Source organism: Campylobacter sp. (genome assembly GCF_052170435.1).
Classification (GTDB): Bacteria; Campylobacterota; Campylobacteria; order Campylobacterales; family Campylobacteraceae; genus Campylobacter_A.
On record NZ_JBQNAN010000001.1, the window covers coordinates 235,149 to 254,858 of the forward strand.

The window sequence follows — 19,710 nt, forward strand, 5'->3', positions numbered from 1 at the left end:
CAAAGTAGTTTTGGATTTCCATTTTTTTGTGGCACTAAGTGCAAATGTCCGTATTTCAATTTATCCAAATTTGACTCTTTCTATGGCCTAAATTTGATTTAATTTTTACATATTGATAATTTTGCTAATTTTTTAAAAATACCAAAATTTGTAGAGATTAAAATTTGAAAGAAAAGAATAAAAAAGAAGAGAGGGGCTTGCGCCCCAAAAATTAAGCTAAAGTAGCTTTTAGCATCCAAATAGCTTTTTCGTATTTTGCGATTTTATCTTGCGCCATAGCTACAGTTGTGCTGTCTTTTGCTTCGTCGGCTACTTCTTCAAGCTTTCTAAACTCGCCCAAAAGATGCTCGTACTCAGCTAAAACACCTTTTAGGACCTCGGTTGGAGTGTAACTATCCTTATTATCGGTTTTTGGATGCGCTAGTTTGTTTAGCTCTTCCATCTTTGTTATAGCTCTGCCGCCTAGCTGTATAGCGCGCTCAGCGACATCGTCGAATATCTCTGCCATATCCTCATAAGCTTTTTCGGTGTATTCGTGTACGCTAAAGAACTGAATACCTTTTACATACCAGTGGTAGTCGTGAAATTTAACGAATAACGCGTGAGCGTCGGCCTGAATTTGATTTAATTGGGTAACAACTTTTGACATTTTGTCTCCTTTGATTTGATTTATGGTGAAATTATAGCACAAAAAACTTAAAGAAAAATAATTTGCAAATAATAAAAATTATTGTTTGTGAAGAGTTTTTGAGGATTTAGAATACATTACTTCGTCAAGTGTTGATAAAGATTGCTACGGGGCATAAAAATCTTTCTGGATGGAATAGGGGCATGTTCTTTGGTTGGTTTTTAAATTTCACTAAATATGCCAAAATATCTAGAGAGGAGGTTTTGGTGATTAGAGGGTAAAAGTTTAGAAATTTTTATTGCAAATTATAGGATGATATATGGTAGAAGCTGTTAAATTCGTCTATAAATGCGTTTGCCAAATAATATTTATGATCAAACCAGCGGTATCGAAAAAGTAAAATCTAGCAAATTTACTGATAAATTTTATTCGCACGACTTTAGCGAAGGCTAAAGATCGCGCAATGTCGCGCCAAATTTACGCCTCGAGTTATCAGCACTGCAAAAACGAATCAAAAGCGTATAGGGCAGCGGAGATTATTCGCTTGTTTGCCGGTATTGGTGGATGCGCATTAAATTTCCGCCTAAAATTTGTCAAAACAAAGCCACAGCAAACTTAAACTCAAATTTGCCGACGATACCGCAAATTTGAGCCGACAGCTCAAAAAATTGCTAGACTAACGGTGCTTTGTTTGCATACGTCTTCGCAAAGCAAAATCTGCGTAAATTTACGCCGCAGCCTTTATTTTCCGGCCGTTAGCATCGTCTTTAGTATGCGTTTGCCGACCTCGACGCCCGGCTGATCGTAGGTGTTTATGCCTAGCATTATGCCGGTAGCCGACGTAAGAAGCTCGAAATAATAAATCAAAAATCCCGCGCTCGCCTCATCTAGCCGCTCAAGCTCGATGACGTCTACGCTGATGCCTTCTTGCACGAGCGCATGCATGGTGGCGCTACACTGGGCGTTGATTAGCTCGCCCAAATTTAGCCCGTTTACGAAGTCGCAGCCCTCAAGGCCGTTTAGGCTAATGCTCGGTATCGCCGTGTTTACGCCAACTGCGGCTACCTTGATGAAGCTTACCGTTTTGTCCTTCACACCGTCCATGATGAGCTGCAAAAAGCTGTGCTGATCGCGCGAGCCGATGAGTCCGACGGGCGTGAGTCCGTAGCGTTTGTAGCCCTTTTTCTTGCCCAGGCTCTCCGCCCACAGCTGTACGTACCAGTCGTTAAACTCCAAAAACCTATCGCCGTAGCTAAATATCACGTTGATCTTGGCGTTTTTGTGCGTCGCGTAGTGATAGGCTTTTTGTAGTAGCGTATCGTCGCCGTCCTCTAAAAATCGCTTTTTACACGCCCGCGCGCCTTCTAGCAGCGCCGCCGCGTCGTATCCGCATAGCATTAGCGGCACGAGTCCGATCGCGCTAAGCACGCTAAATCTGCCGCCGACGTTTTTAGGGATATTAAAAAATTTGATACCGTTTTGCTTGGCGTAGGTCTCTAGCGGCGAGGCGGGGTCGGTGATGACGATAAAATTTGCGCTCAAATTTGAGGGCTTAAAGCGCTCTAAAATGCACTTAAATAGCGTGATCGTCTCGATCGTGGTGCCTGATTTTGACGAGATGATAAAAAGCGTTTCGTCAAATTTGATGCTTTTGCAAACGCTCTCAAAGCTAAAGGCGTCTACGTTATCGAGAAAATAAAGCTCTCGCTCGCGGCTCCTTTTTGCGCTTGAAAGCATCGTTTTTAGCGCCTTGACGCCTAGGCTGCTACCGCCGATACCTACTAGCACTACGCTTTTTACGTGCGCGAGCGTCGTTTCAAACTCGGCGATTTCGCTTAGTAAATTTGCGCCGATTTCGGGCAGGTGATAGTAGCCGATCTCGCCGCCTTTTAGCTCGTCGTTCATGCGTTTGGCGTAGGAGCCGATCGCGCTTAGCGGCGTACGCTCGAAAAATAGCTCATTTTTTAGCATTTTTGCCTAGCTCGTAGAAGAAATTGGTCGCCTGCACGAAGCCCTCGACGCTACCGCAGTCAAAGCGCTTGCCTTTAAATTTATATGCTAACACCATGCCGTCTTTGGCTTGCTCTTTTAGCGCGTCGGTGATCTGCACTTCGCCGTTCTTGCCGGGCTTGGTGCGCTCTAGGATCGTGAAAATATCGGGCGTCAGGATGTAGCGGCCGATGACTGCTAGGTTGCTCGGAGCTTCTTTGGGGTCTGGTTTTTCGACCATGTCGCTAACCATCAGCAGATCGTCCTCGATCGCGCGGCCCGTGACGATGCCGTAGTTTTTGCTCTGCTCGATCGGTACTTCCATCACGGCGACGATGCTGCAGCGGTACTTCTCGTAGATTTTTACCATTTGAGATAGCACGCCTTCGCCCTCTTCGTTGATGCACAGGTCATCGGCCAGCACCACGCCAAAAGGCTCGTCTCGCACGAGGACTTTGCCCGTGTGGATGGCGTTGCCTAGGCCCCTCATACTCTCTTGACGCGTGAATGAAAACGTGCAGCGCGCCATCAGTTCGCGGATATCGACGAGCAGGTGTTCTTTGTTCGTGCCTGATATCTGATGCTCTAGCTCGTAGCTGATATCAAAATAATCCTCCAGCGCGCGTTTGCCGCGACCCGTGATAAACGCCATGTTTTTCATGCCGGCCTCTAGCGCCTCGTCCACGCCGTAGTGGATCAGCGGTTTTGTGAGGATCGGCAGCATCTCTTTTGGCAGCGATTTGGTCGCAGGCAAAAATCTCGTGCCGTAGCCCGCAGCCGGAAATAAACAAGTTTGTATCATAATTTTCCTTTTGATTTTTTAGGAGATTATAGCGAGTTTTGGCTTATTTGGAGTATTGGGGGCGGTTTTGAGCGGTCAAATTTGACTAAATTTAAATTTTGCCGGCCGAGACCCGAGTCTTGAAAATGTGAAATTTAACTCCATCAAATTTAAAAACCAAATTTGCTCTTTCAAGATACGAGTCTGGGTGAGTAAAATTTAAAATCAAGCTAAAAATAGGGTGCAAATTTATGAGTTTAAAATGCGCCGAATTTATCTAGCAAATTTGACCGCTGGAGGGCGTCAAATTTATATCCCTCTAAACGCAGCCTTCGCATTTTCTAGGTCGTTTGCGTCGGGGTGAGTTGCGGCTCTTGCCCATCTGGCTTCGCGCTCCGGAGTTACGGCGTAGCGCGGGTCGTTAGGAGCTGCTTCGCCCATTTTGCGTAGCTGCTCGATGACTTTCGGATCGATCGCGCCTTGACAGTAAAACTCGCGTAAAATTTCATTTTCGCCCTCGCGTAGCACGACTTTTGCCTTTTCTAGGCAGTTCATCGCGTGCTCGTGCTCGGGATCCATGCCAAGCGTCATAAATACGCCCGTTTTTTTGCCCTTTATCTCGCGTAAAAAGCGTTTAAATTTAGGCTCCGCGTCGCCCTTATCGACGTAAAATCCAAGCGCGATAAAGTCGTAACCGTCCAAATTTAGGTGTAGATCCTCGGTAAATTTGACCGCCTCGCAGCCAAGCTCGTTTGCGATGGCAAGACCGACTTTCTCGGTATTTCCAGTCGCGCTCGTGTAGATAACTATTTTTTTCATTCAAAGTCCTTTTGTGAGATATTTGCTACTTCGGTGCCGATCGACATACCCCAAAATACGCCGTCCGTCGTGTAGTTTAAAAAGCCGTTTTCTATGTGCATATAGCCTTTGCTTTCGCATTTTTTGAAAAACTCCATTAGCGCACTAAACGTCTCGTTGCTAACGAAGCTTTTTACCTGCGCGAGGTCGATTTTTGGGTACATAAAGAGGCTTTTTAGCCGTCCCTCGGCGCGCTGTTTATCGTCTACTTTGTTTATCATACGCATTTTTTCTTTTGCGTTATAGATGTCGTAGTAGCCCAGCTTTCCGCCCGAGCCTCTACCTAGCGGCAGGATATCGGCGCCTTGGTGGCTTAGGCGGATATACTGATAGCGGTCGCGGCCGATGCGGTTAAATTTAGTATGCTCTAGCACCTCGTAGTTGCCCGTGCCCAGTAGCTTTTCAAAGAAAGCGTTGTGTAGCTTATGCTCGTAGTTTACGTCGTAGTAGTCCTGCGAGACCGTCTTTGCGAGCTCTGATTTCTCAAAAAGCTGAAGCGAATAAAAGCTCGTGCTGTCGATCTCTAGCTCATCGACTAGGCGCGCGTCTTCTAGCACCTCGTCTATCGTTTGATCCGGGTAGTTAAAGATAACGTCCGTACAAACCATGCCGCTAAAATTTTGCCTGATCATTTTTAGATGCTCTATCGCGCCTTTTTTGTCGTGGACGCGGTTTAGCAGTTTGCGGCCTTTGTCCGAAAACGTCTGCACGCCGATGCTAAAGCGGTTTACGCCTAGGCTTTCTAGCAGGCGCACTTTGCTTAAATTTAGATTATGCAGCGTGCTCTCTAGACTAAATTCGCAGTCCTCGGCGATATTAAAGCTCGAGCGCAGAGCCGCGATAATGGGCTCAAGGTGTTTTTCTTTTAGTATCGTAGGGGTTCCGCCGCCAAAATAGACGCTGCGGATATTTTTAGCTTGCAGATACGGAAATTTGCCGTATTTCTCGATCTCGCCCAGCAGATACTGTGAGTAGCTATCTAGCTCGTCCTCTAGCTTCGTGCGGTTCATCGAGCAAAACGAGCAGATATTATCGCAAAAAGGCACGTGGATATAGATCACGCCGTCTTTTTGCGCGGGCAGCTCCTCGTTTAGAAATTTCTCGACCTCGGCGTTAGTCGCCATTTTTATTTTTTTGGGACGCGTCGGTCCTGCGTGCCCCTTTTGTCTGGTTTCAAACATCTATTCCTCCGTTTTGAACTCGTAAGGTTTGGTAATTATACAGTGCGATATATTTTTTAACGCTTTAATTTCTAACTCCTTTGTTATTTTCGCCGCCTCGTCGTTAAAGATTTTATTTTTCCCGCGCACGGCGACGATTTGTATCTGCCCGTCAAATTTAAAATCGACCTCGACCTTAAACGTCCCGCTTAGCCGCAGCATGATCGCTTTTTTGGGATATTTGGCCTCCGGCTCGCGCGCCACGGTAAAGCCGACGCCCTCTTTGCACGCGTTTTGCTCTTTTGCTTCGCCGCTATTTTGCGCGGCGGGCTGCTTTGCGGGAGTTAAATTTGAGCTAGGCAGCGAGCTTTGCTCGGCGGGCAAAATTTGACTCGGCGCGGGTGCTGGTGCTGGTTCAAATTTAGGCTCGTCTTTTACCGCTTGCGCGGGCTTTGGCGAGATTTGTTTTTTTATTTTCGGTTTTGGCGGTTGCTTTTTCTCCTCCTTGGGTTTTATAGATTCGCTCTCTACCTGCTTTGGCTCGGGTCGTGAAATTTCGGGCTCGGGCTCGGGCTCAAATTTGACCGGCTGCGGTTGCGTTTCTTGCGGCCTTTCAAATGGCTCTGCGCTTTGAGGCGGCACATACTCTCTAGTCTCTTTACTAGGCTCTTCTTGCGTCAAATTTAGCTTGATCTTTATCGTTTCTTGCGGCTTTGCGCTCTCTATTGGGCGCGAGTTTAACGGCAAAAAAAGTAGAGCTAAATTTAAGACGAGCGAGACTAGAAAATAGCGCATTATTTGCTTAGCATCTCGTAAAATTTATCTACGGCTTCGCCTATGCGAGGCGTTCCTCTAAGCAGCAGCGAGGATGGCACGGTGAGTACTTTACCGTTTTTTGCGGCGGTCGTTTTTTTAAGCACAGGATTTTGTTTTAGGAAATTGTCGCCGTCGCCGCCCATGCCGCCGATAACGACGATGTAGTCGGGATTTTGCGATAAGATAAACTCGGTCGAGACGATCGGAGTCGAGCCCTCTACATTATCGGCGATGTTTTTTAGTCCAAGTTTGGTAAAGATATCGCCCGGTAGCGTCTTTGAGCTAAAGCCCGTAAGCGGCGTCGAGGAAAATACCGCTAGTATCTTTTTGCCCTTTACCTCGCTGTTTGCAAAAGAGTCGATTTTGGATTTTATCTCGCTTACGACTTCGCTCGCTTTTTGTTCTTTGCCCGTTACTTTGCCGATTTCTTCGATATTTTTGTAGATATCGCCGACGCTATCGGCTTTTAGCGTGAGGGTTTTTAGGTTAAATTTAGCAAGGCTCTCGTTTACGTTTGCCGAGTGAAAGCTGGTGACGACGAGATCAGGCTTTAGCTCGACGATCTGCTCGATATTTGGCTTCGTGTATGTGCCCACGCTTTTTAGCTTTACGGTTTGATCCTCGGGCCAAATTTTAGAAAACTGAAGCGTAGCGATGGCCGCTAGCTGATCCTGCGCGCCTAGCATATAGACTATCTCGACGACCGAAGGGTCTAGCACGACTAGCTTTTTGGGCGAATTTGCGGTTAGATTCGTCAAAAGACAACTAATGGCAAGTAAAAATGCCGCGACTTTTTTCATAGAAAATCCTTTCAAATTTTGATTTATAAATTTATCGCTTTACGGGCACTACGAACGGCATGCCGTCGTGTTCTAAAATTTCGCAGTTTAGCCCGTAAATTTCATGCAAAATTTCTTTCGTATAAAGCTGCTTTGCCGTGCCTGCGTAGCGTATCTCGCCGTCTTTTAGCATCACGAGCTCGTCGCAAAACATAGCGGCTAAATTTAGATCGTGCAGCACGGCTACGGAGAGTAAATTTAGCTCCGCGGTCAAATTTTCGCAGATCTTTAGCATCTGAACTCCGTAGTTTAGATCCAGCGCGCTCGTAGGCTCGTCAAGAAGCAAAATCTTTGGCTCGCTAACTAGCGCTCTAGCAAGCAGCACTCGCTGAAATTCGCCGCCGCTTAAAGAGTGGGCGCTACGTTTGGCAAACCGCTCTACGTCAAGCAGGCGCATGATCTCGTAGGTTTTTGCTACGTCGTTTGCGTCGTATCCGCTAAACTGGCTTTTTAGATGGCAAAAGCGCCCCGTTAGCACTATATCCTCGACCGTTAGAGGCATGCTTAAAACCGTTTTTTGCGGCACGAAGCCTAAAATTTTAGCCAGCTCTTTTAGCGAATAATCCTCCAGCTTTTTGTTTTCTAGGGTTATTACGCCGCTATTTGGCGATAAAATTCTTAGGATATTTTTTAAAAGAGTGGATTTGCCGCAGCCGTTTGGGCCCAAAATCCCTACGAACCGACCGTTTTTGAGGCTTAAATTTACGTTTTTTAGTATCTCTTTTTTGCCGTAGCTAAAGCATAGTTTTTCTACTTTCACCTTATATGCTCCTGCTTGAACGGATAGCTAAAAATAGAAAAAACGGAGCGCCGAAAAACGCCGTAACTACGCCTATAGGCACCTCGGTCGGGCTTAGGACGCTTTTGCCTATCGTGTCGCAGGCTAGCAGGAAAAACCCGCCCGCAAAGGCGCTAATGGGTATCAAAACGATGTTGCTCGAGGTTTTTAGTATCATGCGTAGCGTATGCGGGATGATGAGCCCCACAAAGCCTATCATGCCCGTAAACGCGACCGAAAACGCCACGGCTAAAGATGAAACGATGAGCAGGCGTTTTTTCATCTTTTCGACGTCCACGCCTAGGCTTTGAGCCTCTTCGTCGCCGCTTAGGATGACGTTTAGCTCAAAACGCTTAAAGTAAAAATACGCCATAGATAGCACGAGAGGAACGCTGATGTAGGCGATCTTTTCCCAGTTGGCAGAGCCTACGTAGCCCATCATCCACGCTACTATCTTAAAACTATCCTCGCCGATGAGGTAGGTAGCAAAGCTCGTAAATGCGCCCAAAAACGACGAAAACGCGATACCGATGATAAGAAGCGTGGCGATGGATTTGCCTTTTTTTGAGAGTTTAAAGATCAGTACCGAAAGTATCGCCGCGCTAAAAAAGGCAAACACTCCGTAGTAAAAATCGGGCAGCTTTAAAAGATAAGCCGCCACGGCGCCAAAGGTCGCGGCGGAGGCGATGCCGATGATGTAGGGGTCTGCTAGCGGGTTTAAAAACACGCTTTGCACGACGACGCCAGAGCTTGCTAGAAGCATGCCGATTAAAAAGGCCATTATGACGCGCGGCAAGCGAATCTCAAGCAGGATCGTTTCCTTTATCTCGTCTATCTCGCCGCCGCTTGCAAATTTGATTATATCTTGCCACGAGATATCGGCTCCGCCAAGACTAAGCGAAAATATAAAAAGCAGCGCCGTAAGCGCCGCCAAAACCGCCGTAACTCCGTTTTTAGTAGGCATACTTAAACTCTACGTAGTAGTTTCTCTCATCGGCGGGCTCATATATGTCCTCTAGCACGCTTTGATAGGCGTTATATTTTTTGTTGAATAAATTTTTAACTCCCGCAGAGACCGAAAATCCGCCTTTAAATTTATACTTCGCCCCAAGATCCACTAGCGTTCTAGACACGGTCTGCGTCTCGTAGCCGGATATGTCCGTCACGCCCGAGTAGATAGCTCTTTTTAGCTTTGATAGGTATTTGACGTCAAGGAGTAAATTTAGATCCTTGATCGGCTCGTAGTCGAGGCTAGCGACAAATTTGCTCTTTTGCACAGTCGGTACCTCCATGCCTTTGTTGCTGCCTTTTTTAAATTCGGCTTTTACGTAGGAGAAGGTCTGACTGGTTTTTAGGTTGTCTAAAATTTGCTGTTCGGCATAGAGTTCGGCTCCGTATCTCCTAACGTCGTCTAAATTTATAAAAAACCAACCGTCGGTTATGTTGTTTGTTAGCGTCCTGGTGTAGATTTCGTTTTTCGTATCGGTTAAAAACACGGTCGCGCTTACGAAGCTATCGTAGATCATATCTCTAACGCCAAGCTCGTAGGTTTGGTAGGTTTCGGATTTTAGATTGTTTACTACGTAGTCGGTTCTGTTTGGCTTATCTACGAACTGAACGGGCGACGGCGAGACGAAGCCGCGCTCAAATTTAAAATAAACGTTGCCGGTGTCTGAGTACTTAAAGCTAGGCGTTATCTCAAAGGCGTGGTTGTCCGAGTTTTTCTTGCCTTTAAAGGACGAAGCGCTAGTTATCGTTCGGCCGGGCGTCATGGTTACGACGGATTTTGAGCGCCTATCCATATCGTTTCTAGCTAGCTCGAATCTATACCCCGCGCTCAAAGAAAACTGATCGGTGAAGTCGTGCTTTTCTAGTACGTAAAACGAATGCGTTTTCTTTTCTACGTCAAATTTGGTCGTGACGTCGGCGCTTACCGTGATAGGACCGCGTCTGCTCGTAGATTTCGAGAGTATGGATCTTTTGGCCTCTTGCCTTAAAAAGTCGTAGCCGAATATAAAATCTCCGCTGCCGTAGCCGTATTTGCCCTTAAATTTAGCTCCGGCTTGTTTGTCGGTTAGCCCTAGCGCTCCGGTGCCGCCGTCTTTGTAGGCGCTATAGGAGTCCATAGTTAGCTTTTGATAATAAGGCGATAGATTAAACGTCAGCGCGTCGTTTAAATTTATAGAGTAGTCGGCGTTTACGCTAACTCTTTTGTTTAGAAAGTCGGTTTTGCTTGATCCCGCTTGCCTTCTGTCCTGCTCTAGCTGAGCTTTACTTAAAGCGCCGGTGGTGCGGCTTTTGTCTTTAAAATAGCTTGAGTTTATAGATAGCGCCTGATCGTCCGTTATCTGATAGGTTAGGCCGCCCGAGAGGTAGTCTTCTTTGGTTTTATCCCCGCGTCTATATCCGTTTGAGTCAGATTTTTTTGCGTTTAGTTTTAAAGATAGCGCGTCGGTTACTCCGCCGCCCACGTTTAGGGCTACGTCTTTATAGGAGTAGGAGGCTAGCTTGCTAGAGACGCCAGCGTAAAATTTCTTTTTGCTCTTTTTGGTGATGATATTTATCACGCCTCCCATCGTGCCGCTGCCGTATAGCACGGTGCCGCCTCCGGGGACTATCTCTATCCTATCTACGTCCTCGATAGGTATCATATCTACGGGGATCCTAGTAGGCGTAGTGTCGATCATGTTTAGCGCGACGCCGTCTACCATCACCTTTACGGTCGTGGTCGATCTAGCCGACGAGCTCCTTCTAGATCCTTGTCCGCGCATATCTACGTTGTTGCCGTTTAGGCTGACGCCCGGAGCTTTTTCTAGCGCTTCTTTGATATCGCGGTATCCCCTGTCCTCTATCTCTTTGGCGGTTATAACGGTTACGTTTCTGGCTTCGTCTTTTAGCGCGCTCTCAAAGCCAGTCGTGGTTATGACGGTGGCGTCTAGTCTCGTAGAGTCGCTATCTGCGGCGTATAAATTTATGCTCGCTATCAGCGAAAGCGCGATAGCTCCTTTGCTTGATTTGGTAATCATAGTTACTCTCCTTGGTTAAATTTACAGGGAGATAAAACCGGGTTCATTTTCTATCCTTTGGATTTTTTCTTGATGTTTAGCTCGACGTTTTGCGTGCCGTTATCTTTTAAAATAGAGATCAAATTTACGACCTCGCCGTAGTTTATAGCCTCATCTGCGTTTAGTTTGACGCTCTCTTTTTGCTTTGGGGTCAAATTTGCGATTTGCGCGGCTAGATCCGTTAAATTTAAGCTTTTTTGTTCGCTGCCCACGCTTAAAAGCACTTCGCCGTTAAGTAGATAAAAAACCTCGACGTTTTTGGTATCTTTTTCGTCCAAATTTGACGCGCTTTGGGGCAGGACGATGTCGATGTGGGCAAATTTGTTAAAAGAGGTCGTGACCATAAAAAATAGCAAAAGCACAAATATCACGTCGATCAAATTTAACATCGAGATGCCGGCGTATCTGGTCTTATCTCTGCGGACATACTTCACAGCTTCTCCTTTCAAAACTGCGGCCAAACAGGCTCATAATGCGGTTTAGATCGTTTAGGATGAAATCTATCTTTTTGCTAATCATGAGAAAAAATATCACGCAAGGAATCGCCACTATAAGCCCAAAAGCCGTCGTATAAAGCGCCTCGGAGATACCGACTGCTACGAGCGGAGCGTCCACTCCGCCGCTAAGTCCGCTAAAGGCCTTTATCATACCAACTATCGTGCCCAGTAGCCCTAGCTGCGGGCTCGCGCTCGCGCAAAGCCCCAGTATCCACGTGCGCCGCTCAAGCGAGGTTAGCTGCATGGATACGGCCTCCTCGGCGATGTAGTCGATCTGCGTTTTGCTAGCGCCTTCGCCCAAATTTTCCGCGACGAAAAGTGCGGTTTTAGCAAGCGAGTTTTTGTAGCTTTTGCAAAACTCTTTGATTTTTGCGTAGTCGCCTTCTAAAATAAGATTGCAAAGCCTGATCTTAAACGAACTCGTCGCGTCTATTTCGATAAATAAAAAATACGCTCCCTTTTCAAGAAGCACCGCAACGCCAAGCACCGAGAGGCAAAATATCGGCCACATAAATATACCGCCGACTTCTATATACTCAAACATTTTAATCCTAATATTAATTATCAAAAGCGGTTTATTATACCGCTGCTATCATTAATCGGTAATAAAATTTGACGGTATTTCATAACGTTAGATAACAAAATCCAAATAACATTTCGCAGAGAAACAGAGCGTCCAAAAAGGCAAATTTAGGACACAAAGCCCTAAATTTAGCGGTTTAGTAGGTGTACTTAAACTCTACGTAGTAGTTTCGCTCGTTTGCCGGGCTATACTCGTAGATGCCGGTTTGGTTGTTTTTGCCTTGGTAGTCGTAGTATTTTTTGTTAAAGAGATTTTTTACGCCTCCTGTTATGCCAAATCCGTTTTTAAATTTATACGAAAGGCCTGCGTCCACGATGCTGCGAGATGGGATGTTGTCGTAGTTTACGTCCTTTTTCTTTGAGTAAAATTTATAGTCCGCAAACACGTGCAAGTCGCTCACGATCTCGTAGTCCGCGCCGAATATAAATTTGTGTTTTGAGACGTACGGTACCTCTTTGCCCGCGTTATCGCCTTTTTTGATTGTGGCGTTTACGTAGGCGTAGGACTGGCTTAAAATCAGCCTATCAAAGAGATTTTGCCTGCTAAAAAACTCAAATCCGTAGCGTCTAGTTTTTGCGATGTTGTAGTATTTCCAAGCGTCTCCGTGGTTGGCCCCGAGCTCGACATAGGCTATCTCGTCGCTAGTGTCGGTTAAAAACACGGTAGCGTTTACCGGCATGCTTGCGATGTGATCTTTTAGTCCGATCTCGTAGGTGTTAAATTTCTCGGACTTTAGGTCGTTAAATTTGTACTGTTTGGTCACCTGATCCTTGTCGGTTAGCTGAGAAGGCGAAGGCGAGATGTAGCCGCGCTCAAATTTAAAATATACGTTTCCCGTGTCTGAGTATCTGAAATTGGGCGTAAACTCAAACGCGTGGTTGTTGATATCTCTGCCGTCGCTTATGGCGTTGTAGCTAGTCATCGGAGGAAAAGGTATGCCGTTTCTAAAGCCCTTCATATCAGAAACCCTGCTCGCCTCGTACTGCGCTAGCTCAAATCTATACCCGAAGCTTAGGTCGAAAAGCTGCGTGAATTTATGCTTTTCCATAAAATAAAGCGCGTAAGTGGTCTTTTGTAGATCAAGCGTCGTATCGTGCTTTAAGCTTATCACGGGCGATGTTTTTACCTCGTAGTGCGACTCTCTCTCGCCTTTGTTTTGTTCGTAGTCGTAGCCAAAGATAAACTCGCCGCTGCCGTAGTCAAGCTTGTTTTTAAAATTTACGCCGTATTTTTTATCGCCGAAAAGCCCCTCCATCGGATAGCGCACGCCGCGAGCCGACTCGGTCGATGAGGTTTTGATTTTGATTTTTTGATAATACGGCATCAAATTTACCGAGTAAAAGTCGTTAAATTTACCCTCATAAACGGCGTTTACGTCGATTTTTTCGTTTTCAAAGAGCTTTGTTAGGCCGTTATTGGCGTTTTGTCTGCGGTTTTGCGAAACTTGATCCTGGGTTAGAGTGCCCGGATCGTTCCTTTTTGATTTAAATACGCTAGGCGTCAAATTTAGCGAGTGAGAGTCGTTAAATTTGTAGTTTAGCCCGCCGCTTAGGTAGTATCCGCGCTCCTTGTAGTCATGTCTGTAGCCTTTTTGACCGAAGGCCTTGCCGCTAAATTTTAAAAACAGATCCTCGCTCGCGTTTCCGCCGACGGTTGCTGCGGCGTCGCGGTAGCTATACGAGCCGATTTTTGAGCTTACGTTTGCGAAAAAATCTCGCGGTCTTTGCTTGGTGATGATATTTACCACGCCGCCTCTAGTGCCGCTGCCGTATAGCACGGCTCCACCTCCGGGCATCACTTCGACCTGCTCGACGTCCTCGATGGCTATCATCTCAAGCGGTATGATGCCGTGCGCCGCATCGACCATATTTATCGGCACTCCGTTTAGCATGATTTTTACGGCCATAGTAGGCGTCGCGCCGTCTCCGCGCATGCCCTGTCCGCGCATATCTATGTTTTCGCCTAGGCTTGAGGTGCTGACGAAATCGACGCTAGGGATCTTTTCTACGAGCTCTTTTATCGTGCGGTAGCCGTAGGCTTCGATGTCTGTTTTGGTTACGACGAATATATTTCTGGTCTCTTCTTTTAGCGCGCTTTCAAAGCCCGTCGCCGTTACTATAGCCGCGTCAAGCGTGACGTTTTGGGTTTGCGCGTTTAGGCTTGCGGCTGCGGCTAGCGACAAAAGTATAAATTTACCGCCTTGCGCGCCTAATCTTTTTTTGCTCATTTTGGCTCCCTTCGGTTTTATCATGATTAATAATGATAAAATTTTCGTTATTCTATTGCTTTTTATATTAATTAATAATTAAAATCAATTCTATATTAAATTTATCAAGAGCGAATTCGGATGATATTTTCGATTTAAATTTGCAGACGATTTTGCGCGTTTCAAAGATGAAATTTAAAGATTAAATTTGAAAGACTTTAAAATAAATTTGACGCGAGGTAAAGCTTGGAAGGTTTTAAATTTGAGGGTTAAATTTGGCGTAAAAGCAAGTAAGCGCAGTAAATTTACGCCCTGCTAAAGAAGCAAGGGAGGATTACCCCTCCATGCTGTTTACGACGTTTATGACCTCGTCGCGTAGGCTCTCGACTGTTAGCTCGGCTTTTTTCTCAAACGGTACAAACACCTCGCCCTCGTCGCAGGCGATATGCATGCCGTCCTCGGTGATATCGGTCATTTTGACGTTTTGCGGGTTCGTAAAGCCGCCAAATTTTGCGCACATATCCTCTGTAAGGCCGATGAAGTTATCGTTCATCATGCCTAGCGCCATCTCTTTAGCTTCTCTTGCTTCCTCGCTCAGCTGCATTATGTCTCCTTATTTAAAATGATATCCGTTATTTTAACCATCTTTAGCTGAAATTTGTCCTTGTGTTTATATTCTAAAAGAAGGATCGTAAAGCAAATTTAAGGCAAGCCGGTCGCCGACAAGGACCGGTTTGCGAATTTTAATAAGTATATTTAAACTCTACGTAGAAATTTCTTTCCGCGGACGGGTAATAAACGCCTGCTCCTCTATCTGCCGCGCTGTCATAGTAGGAGTAATATTTTTTATCAAAGAGATTTTTGACGCCGCCGGACAAGGAGAAATTTTTAGTGAATTTATATTTTGCGGAGAGATCGACTAAGGTTTTTGCGCTCATGTATTCGTAACTGCTGTTTAAAATTTTGGAATAATTTCTCAAACTCGCATATATATTAAGCGTTTTGATCGGCGCGTAATCGACGCCCAAAACGATTTTTCTTTTCGCTACGTAAGGCAGCGACTTTGTTTCCTCTTTGCCTTGTCTCGTAAAAGTAGCCTTTGAATCTACGTAGCTAAAGGACTCGGTGAGTTTTAGTTTGTCGCTAAATAAATTTTGTTCCGCATAAAGCTCCAGTCCGCTACGCGTCGCTTTGTCTAAATTTATATATTCTCTTTCGAATATCCTTTGTCCAAGTCCGTGCAAGGGGTCTTTCCACTTTAAAAATATCATGTCTTTTGTGTAGGTTTTAAATACCGTAGCGCTGAAGAATTGATCAAAAATGGTATCTTTTATGCCTATTTCAAAGCTTTTAAAGGTTTCTGGTTTGAGGCCGTTAAATTTAAATTCGGTATGATTATCTACCTTTACGACGTCGACTAGCTCTTGAGGGGACGGGGAGACGAAGCCTTTTTCAAATTTAAAGTAGACGTTTCCGGTGTCCGAATATTTAAAATTCGGAATCACGTCAAAGGCGTGACTGTTGGTGTATTTGCTTTGGTGAAAAGCCGGTCTTTTATTGGCCTTGCTTTCAGGCCTTTTTACGTCGTATAGGGCCCTTTCGTATCTGGCTCCGCCGCTAAGAGAGAACCAGTCGGTAAAATCGTGCTTTTCGACGAGATAGACGGAGTGTATCGTTTTACCGAGCTCATCGCCTTGAGATAATTTATCGAATATGTCTTCATAATCATATCCGAATACCAATTCGCCGCTGCCGTATTTAAATCTATTTTTCAAATTCGCCCCGTATTTTCTATCGCTAAATTTGGTTTGATATGAGCGTTTTACGCCGCCGGCTCCTACGATTTCGCCTTCTTGGGTGTATTTTGTTTTTAAATAATACGGCATTATGCGCGTTTGAAAGCTGTCGCTAAAATCGATCGAATAATCGATGCTAAGATCGGTTTTGGTGTATTTTTGCGGATCTTGCGTTTCGCCGGATTGCCTTCTATCTTGCTCGACTTGTCGCAACGTGAGCGGACCGCTTTGGTTTTTTAGTTTTTGGGAGTAGTAGCTCGGAGTAATGGCGATATTTTGTTTATCGTTTATCTGATAATTGAGTGCTCCGCTGAAATAATGTCCTTTGTTTTTCTCTTCTTTTCTGTAGCTTTTCGAGTCAAAGCCTTTTGCGCTAAATTTTAAAAACAGATCTTCGCTAACGGGTCCGCCTATGCCAAAGGCGAGGTCGCGGTAGCTATACGACGCAAATTTACTCGAAGCGTTTACGTAAAATTTGCTCGGTTTTTTCTTTGTGATGATATTTATTACGCCACCGGTCGTGCCTCCGCCGTAAAGCACCGACCCGCCGCCAGGGATTATCTCTATCCTTTCTATATCTTCGACGGCGATGAGGTTAAAAGGCGTCGTGATGTTGCCGTGACCGGCTTTTAATACGTTTAAATCCATCCCGTTTACTAGCGTCCTGACGTTTGTTTTGGCGTAGTCGCCTTGCCCCCTCATGTCTATCTCCTCAGCGCCGAATTCTCCGGAGTTCCTTATATAAATGCCGGGCGCTCTCTCAAGCACCTCCGTCACGCTCGCGTAGCCGCGGTCTTTGATCTCTTCCGAGGTTATTATGTAGACGTTTTTGACCTCGTCTTTTAGAGGTGTTTCAAAACCGGTCGATGTTATGACGGTTTTTTCAAGTTTCGTATTTTCCTCGTCGGCTGCGTATAAATTTACGGCAACGATCAAAGACAAGATGTAAACTGCACTTTGGCGTCTGCAATATAGACCCTTTTTCATCGTTTTCTCCTTAAAAAATATTTTTATACAAATTTAGTAAGCGTAAATACAAATATATAAATATGGATTATAATATGCTCAAATATTATAACTTTATTCCTTAATTGATAATTAAAATTGATATTTATATAATATAAAATAAGCATAAAATAACTAATAAATAATCGATAAAAACGAGCTTGATTTTAAAATACAAAATTTTGGGATTAATCGGCGGTTATTTGCATTATTTTACGAACGACGAAGGTCTATAAGCGATGGCGAGTCATTTTATTTTGCTTATTTGCCCGTTTCGTATCTCGTAAATTTTATCCGCCGCGTCAAAATACGCATCATCGTGGCTGATCGCAAAGATCGTGTAGCCTTGCGCCTTAAGCCCCGACAAAAACTCCGCGTAAAAATGCCGTCTAAACTCTGGGTCTTGATCGGCCGCCCACTCGTCAAGGATCAAAAATTTACGTTTTTCAAGCAGCGCCGCGACCATCGCGAGGCGTTTTTTCTGGCCTTGAGAGAGATTTAGCGTGCTAAAAATCCCGTCCTTGACGCTTACTTTATTTTCTATCGACATCTTTTTTAGCAGGCCATCTATCAGCGCTTCATCCTCGCTCATCACTTCGTCAAAGAGATAAAAGTCGCTAAACACCGCGCTGATCGTGTTTGCGTAGCTTTTTAAATTTGACTCGGTGATTTTGACGTCATCTGCGAACATCTCGCCGCTTTTTGGCGCTAGAAGCCCGGCTAGGATCATAAATAGCGTGCTTTTGCCGCTGCCGTTTTTGCCGATCAAAAACACCGTCTCGCCGCGCTTAATCTCTAAATTTATATCCTTTAGCGCAAATTCGCTCCCCTCGTCGTAGGCGAAATTTATATCTTTTAGGCACAGTTTTTGCCAAATTTGCGGAGCCGTCTCGCCTAGCTTAAACTCCGGCTCAAAGGGCGCTAGGTCTAGCTTTTTTAGCCGCTCGTACGCGATGCGCGCGCGAAATACGCTAGGCACCGAGTAAAGCAGCATCATGAGAGGCGCTCGCAAAAAAAGTATCGCTAGCGCAACCGTGATCGCGTCTTGCAGGCTCGCGGCGTCGTAGGCTAGGCAAAAATATATCTCGATGCCCACGGCGCCTAGCATCACGGTGTTTAGCCAGTTGCTCATAAAGGATTGATGGATCTCGGCTTTTACGATATTTTCGCGCAGGCTTTTTGCGTTTGGGATAAAGCGGTCCCAAAAAAGCCGCTTCGCGCGGGCTAAATTTAAGCTAAGCTCCCTGTGCCCCTCGATGCAGGTCTGATAGTCGCGATATAGCGCATCCTCGCCGTTACGGCATTGTTCGTAGTATTTGTGGATATTTTTGATGAAGTATCGGCAAATCCATGTCGCCGCGCTCATCCAAAGCACCAAAAACACGAAAATCTCGGCCGAGATGTAAAGCACGTAAGCGCCCGTCGCGCCGATGATAAGCACGCCTTGGATGATGCTTGGCACCTGCATAAAGCCGTCGGTTAGGCTGCGCACGTCGCTTGAGAGCGAGGCGATCAAATTCGACTTGCCCGCGGCTACGATTTTTTGATTTGCGGTATCGAGTATTCTTTTTATCGTTTTGGCTCGCAGCTCGTAGACAAAGTCGTTGCCGATCACGCTAAGAGCGATGCGCGAGAGCACCGAAAAGCCCAAAAACAAAATCAAAAGCGCGAAAAACGCGAGTAAAATTTGAGCGTCTTGTTCTTTTAAATTTAAGAGGTATTTGTTGATAAAGGCTAGTATTAAGATTCCTGAGCCGCTAAAAACGGCGCTAGATACGATCATAGCGATGATTTGCCAAAGCGTTTTTTTTGAGATTTTTTTAAACATTTTCATTCTTTTTGAGATCTTATTTCATTTTAGTCGCCATTTTATAAGAATATTTTTAAAATTTCGCTAAAATCGAGTTTTATTTAAAGGAGAAATTTGCAAACGGTTTTGCGGGTCGTATCGACCAAAACTGAAGCCAAAAAATCGACGTTTTTGTGTTTTTTGTGTCCTATTTCGGAGTTTAAGGCCTTGCACGAGCGCCTAAAGGCCGAGCATCCAAAGGCCGCGCACGTCGTGTGGGCGCTGCGCGAGCGAAACGGCTACGGGCAAATAGTAGAAAATCAAAGCGACGACGGCGAGCCAAAGGGCACGAGCGGCCAGCCCTCGCTAAACGCGCTTAGAGGCGCCCAGCTCGTAAACGCGGGCGCGCTCATCGTTCGGTATTTTGGCGGGATAAAGCTAGGCACGGGCGGACTCGTGAGAGCGTATGGCGCAGCGGTAAATGCGGCGATAGAGGAGGCTGCTGGCTGTGGCGCGCTAGTTAAATTTGAGATAAAATCGCTTTGCCTGTTTTTTACGCCCTACGCGCTTGGATCGCGCTTTGAGCACTATTTTGAAAAGCGAAATTTGATTTTTGAGCGTGAATTTAACGAGGATGGCGCGATCTGGCGAGCGGAGTTTAACGGAGCCGAATTTGACGAATTTCAGGCATTTGCGAGCGGGTTTGAGCAGGAGGGGTTTAGCTTCTACGCCTTGCCGTTAGCCGCGCGAGAATAAATTAAGAGGCAAAATTCACGTTGGGTTTAGAGTGGGCGGTTATAATTTTGATATTTTCGGGTTGATGCTTTAATGATTTGATAAATTTTACTTAAATTGTTTGCGTTAAGGGGGAAGGGGTTGAATTACGCTCTGCTTTGCAGTTGCGAGCGTAGCGAAGCAAA

Annotated in this window: 17 protein-coding genes; 1 reads left to right on the plus strand and 16 read right to left on the minus strand. The window is 45.5% G+C overall.

Going from position 1 to position 19,710, the window contains the following annotated elements; translation table 11 throughout:
• Positions 1-211: 211 nt before the first annotated feature.
• The 16 genes from ACTTJF_RS01250 to ACTTJF_RS01325 all read right to left on the minus strand — a co-directional run bounded on the left by ACTTJF_RS01250 (position 212) and on the right by ACTTJF_RS01325 (position 18,829).
• The gene (locus ACTTJF_RS01250) at positions 212-649 is read right to left on the minus strand and encodes a Dps family protein (protein WP_442550406.1); all 438 of its coding nucleotides are present in this window, start codon (positions 647-649) and stop codon (positions 212-214) included.
• 720 nt (positions 650-1,369) lie between these two features.
• On the minus strand, positions 1,370-2,599 hold the full coding sequence (locus ACTTJF_RS01255; RefSeq protein WP_442550407.1) for a glucose-6-phosphate isomerase: 1,230 nt from the start codon (positions 2,597-2,599) through the stop codon (positions 1,370-1,372).
• Entirely contained in the window at positions 2,586-3,419 is an 834-nt protein-coding gene (galU, locus tag ACTTJF_RS01260; protein ID WP_122862728.1) for a UTP--glucose-1-phosphate uridylyltransferase GalU, read from the minus strand. Before galU ends, ACTTJF_RS01255 begins: the two co-directional genes overlap by 14 nt.
• Before the next feature lie 288 nt (positions 3,420-3,707).
• Positions 3,708-4,217, minus strand: coding sequence for a flavodoxin family protein (locus ACTTJF_RS01265; protein ID WP_122862729.1), 510 nt, complete (start codon positions 4,215-4,217; stop codon positions 3,708-3,710).
• Positions 4,214-5,437 (minus strand): radical SAM protein, encoded by a 1,224-nt coding sequence (locus ACTTJF_RS01270; protein WP_442550408.1) that lies wholly within the window; start codon positions 5,435-5,437, stop codon positions 4,214-4,216. Before ACTTJF_RS01270 ends, ACTTJF_RS01265 begins: the two co-directional genes overlap by 4 nt.
• Entirely contained in the window at positions 5,438-6,211 is a 774-nt protein-coding gene (locus ACTTJF_RS01275; RefSeq protein WP_442550409.1) for an energy transducer TonB, read from the minus strand.
• Positions 6,211-7,032: an ABC transporter substrate-binding protein gene (locus ACTTJF_RS01280; RefSeq protein ID WP_442550410.1), complete on the minus strand. Its 822-nt coding sequence runs from the start codon at positions 7,030-7,032 to the stop codon at positions 6,211-6,213. The genes ACTTJF_RS01275 and ACTTJF_RS01280 overlap by 1 nt, the downstream gene beginning before the upstream one ends.
• Positions 7,033-7,063: 31 nt before the next feature.
• Positions 7,064-7,831 carry an ABC transporter ATP-binding protein gene (locus ACTTJF_RS01285; protein ID WP_442550411.1) on the minus strand — a complete coding sequence of 256 codons (768 nt, stop codon included), beginning with the start codon at positions 7,829-7,831 and terminating at the stop codon, positions 7,064-7,066.
• Position 7,832: 1 nt separating this feature from the next.
• On the minus strand, positions 7,833-8,813 hold the full coding sequence (locus ACTTJF_RS01290; protein ID WP_122862734.1) for a FecCD family ABC transporter permease: 981 nt from the start codon (positions 8,811-8,813) through the stop codon (positions 7,833-7,835).
• Entirely contained in the window at positions 8,803-10,875 is a 2,073-nt protein-coding gene (locus ACTTJF_RS01295) for a TonB-dependent receptor (RefSeq protein ID WP_442550412.1), read from the minus strand. The genes ACTTJF_RS01290 and ACTTJF_RS01295 overlap by 11 nt, the downstream gene beginning before the upstream one ends.
• 50 nt (positions 10,876-10,925) lie before the next feature.
• Positions 10,926-11,348 (minus strand): ExbD/TolR family protein, encoded by a 423-nt coding sequence (locus tag ACTTJF_RS01300; RefSeq protein ID WP_442550413.1) that lies wholly within the window; start codon positions 11,346-11,348, stop codon positions 10,926-10,928.
• Positions 11,326-11,955 (minus strand): MotA/TolQ/ExbB proton channel family protein, encoded by a 630-nt coding sequence (locus tag ACTTJF_RS01305; RefSeq protein WP_442550414.1) that lies wholly within the window; start codon positions 11,953-11,955, stop codon positions 11,326-11,328. Before ACTTJF_RS01305 ends, ACTTJF_RS01300 begins: the two co-directional genes overlap by 23 nt.
• 175 nt (positions 11,956-12,130) lie before the next feature.
• Positions 12,131-14,221 (minus strand): TonB-dependent receptor, encoded by a 2,091-nt coding sequence (locus tag ACTTJF_RS01310; RefSeq protein ID WP_442550415.1) that lies wholly within the window; start codon positions 14,219-14,221, stop codon positions 12,131-12,133.
• 313 nt (positions 14,222-14,534) lie between these two features.
• A complete protein-coding gene (locus tag ACTTJF_RS01315; RefSeq protein ID WP_122867267.1) occupies positions 14,535-14,804 on the minus strand; it encodes a DUF2470 domain-containing protein in 270 nt (89 codons plus the stop codon).
• A gap of 139 nt (positions 14,805-14,943) precedes the next feature.
• On the minus strand, positions 14,944-16,983 hold the full coding sequence (locus ACTTJF_RS01320) for a TonB-dependent receptor (protein ID WP_442550416.1): 2,040 nt from the start codon (positions 16,981-16,983) through the stop codon (positions 14,944-14,946).
• Between the two features lie 265 nt (positions 16,984-17,248).
• Positions 17,249-18,829 (minus strand): cyclic peptide export ABC transporter, encoded by a 1,581-nt coding sequence (locus ACTTJF_RS01325; protein WP_442550417.1) that lies wholly within the window; start codon positions 18,827-18,829, stop codon positions 17,249-17,251.
• Positions 18,830-18,925: 96 nt separating this feature from the next.
• Between ACTTJF_RS01325 and ACTTJF_RS01330 the strand changes: the two genes are divergently transcribed.
• On the plus strand, positions 18,926-19,546 hold the full coding sequence (locus ACTTJF_RS01330; RefSeq protein ID WP_442550418.1) for an IMPACT family protein: 621 nt from the start codon (positions 18,926-18,928) through the stop codon (positions 19,544-19,546).
• Positions 19,547-19,710: the final 164 nt, after the last annotated feature.

Coding starts and splice junctions, on each gene's coding strand:
- ACTTJF_RS01250 (WP_442550406.1), bottom strand. CDS start 649: ATGTCAAAAGTTGTTACCCAATTAAATCAAATTCAGGCCGACGCTCAC.
- ACTTJF_RS01255 (WP_442550407.1), bottom strand. CDS start 2,599: ATGCTAAAAAATGAGCTATTTTTCGAGCGTACGCCGCTAAGCGCGATC.
- galU (WP_122862728.1), bottom strand. CDS start 3,419: ATGATACAAACTTGTTTATTTCCGGCTGCGGGCTACGGCACGAGATTT.
- ACTTJF_RS01265 (WP_122862729.1), bottom strand. CDS start 4,217: ATGAAAAAAATAGTTATCTACACGAGCGCGACTGGAAATACCGAGAAA.
- ACTTJF_RS01270 (WP_442550408.1), bottom strand. CDS start 5,437: ATGTTTGAAACCAGACAAAAGGGGCACGCAGGACCGACGCGTCCCAAA.
- ACTTJF_RS01275 (WP_442550409.1), bottom strand. CDS start 6,211: ATGCGCTATTTTCTAGTCTCGCTCGTCTTAAATTTAGCTCTACTTTTT.
- ACTTJF_RS01280 (WP_442550410.1), bottom strand. CDS start 7,032: ATGAAAAAAGTCGCGGCATTTTTACTTGCCATTAGTTGTCTTTTGACG.
- ACTTJF_RS01290 (WP_122862734.1), bottom strand. CDS start 8,813: ATGCCTACTAAAAACGGAGTTACGGCGGTTTTGGCGGCGCTTACGGCG.
- ACTTJF_RS01295 (WP_442550412.1), bottom strand. CDS start 10,875: ATGATTACCAAATCAAGCAAAGGAGCTATCGCGCTTTCGCTGATAGCG.
- ACTTJF_RS01305 (WP_442550414.1), bottom strand. CDS start 11,955: ATGTTTGAGTATATAGAAGTCGGCGGTATATTTATGTGGCCGATATTT.
- ACTTJF_RS01310 (WP_442550415.1), bottom strand. CDS start 14,221: ATGAGCAAAAAAAGATTAGGCGCGCAAGGCGGTAAATTTATACTTTTG.
- ACTTJF_RS01315 (WP_122867267.1), bottom strand. CDS start 14,804: ATGCAGCTGAGCGAGGAAGCAAGAGAAGCTAAAGAGATGGCGCTAGGC.
- ACTTJF_RS01320 (WP_442550416.1), bottom strand. CDS start 16,983: ATGAAAAAGGGTCTATATTGCAGACGCCAAAGTGCAGTTTACATCTTG.
- ACTTJF_RS01325 (WP_442550417.1), bottom strand. CDS start 18,829: ATGTTTAAAAAAATCTCAAAAAAAACGCTTTGGCAAATCATCGCTATG.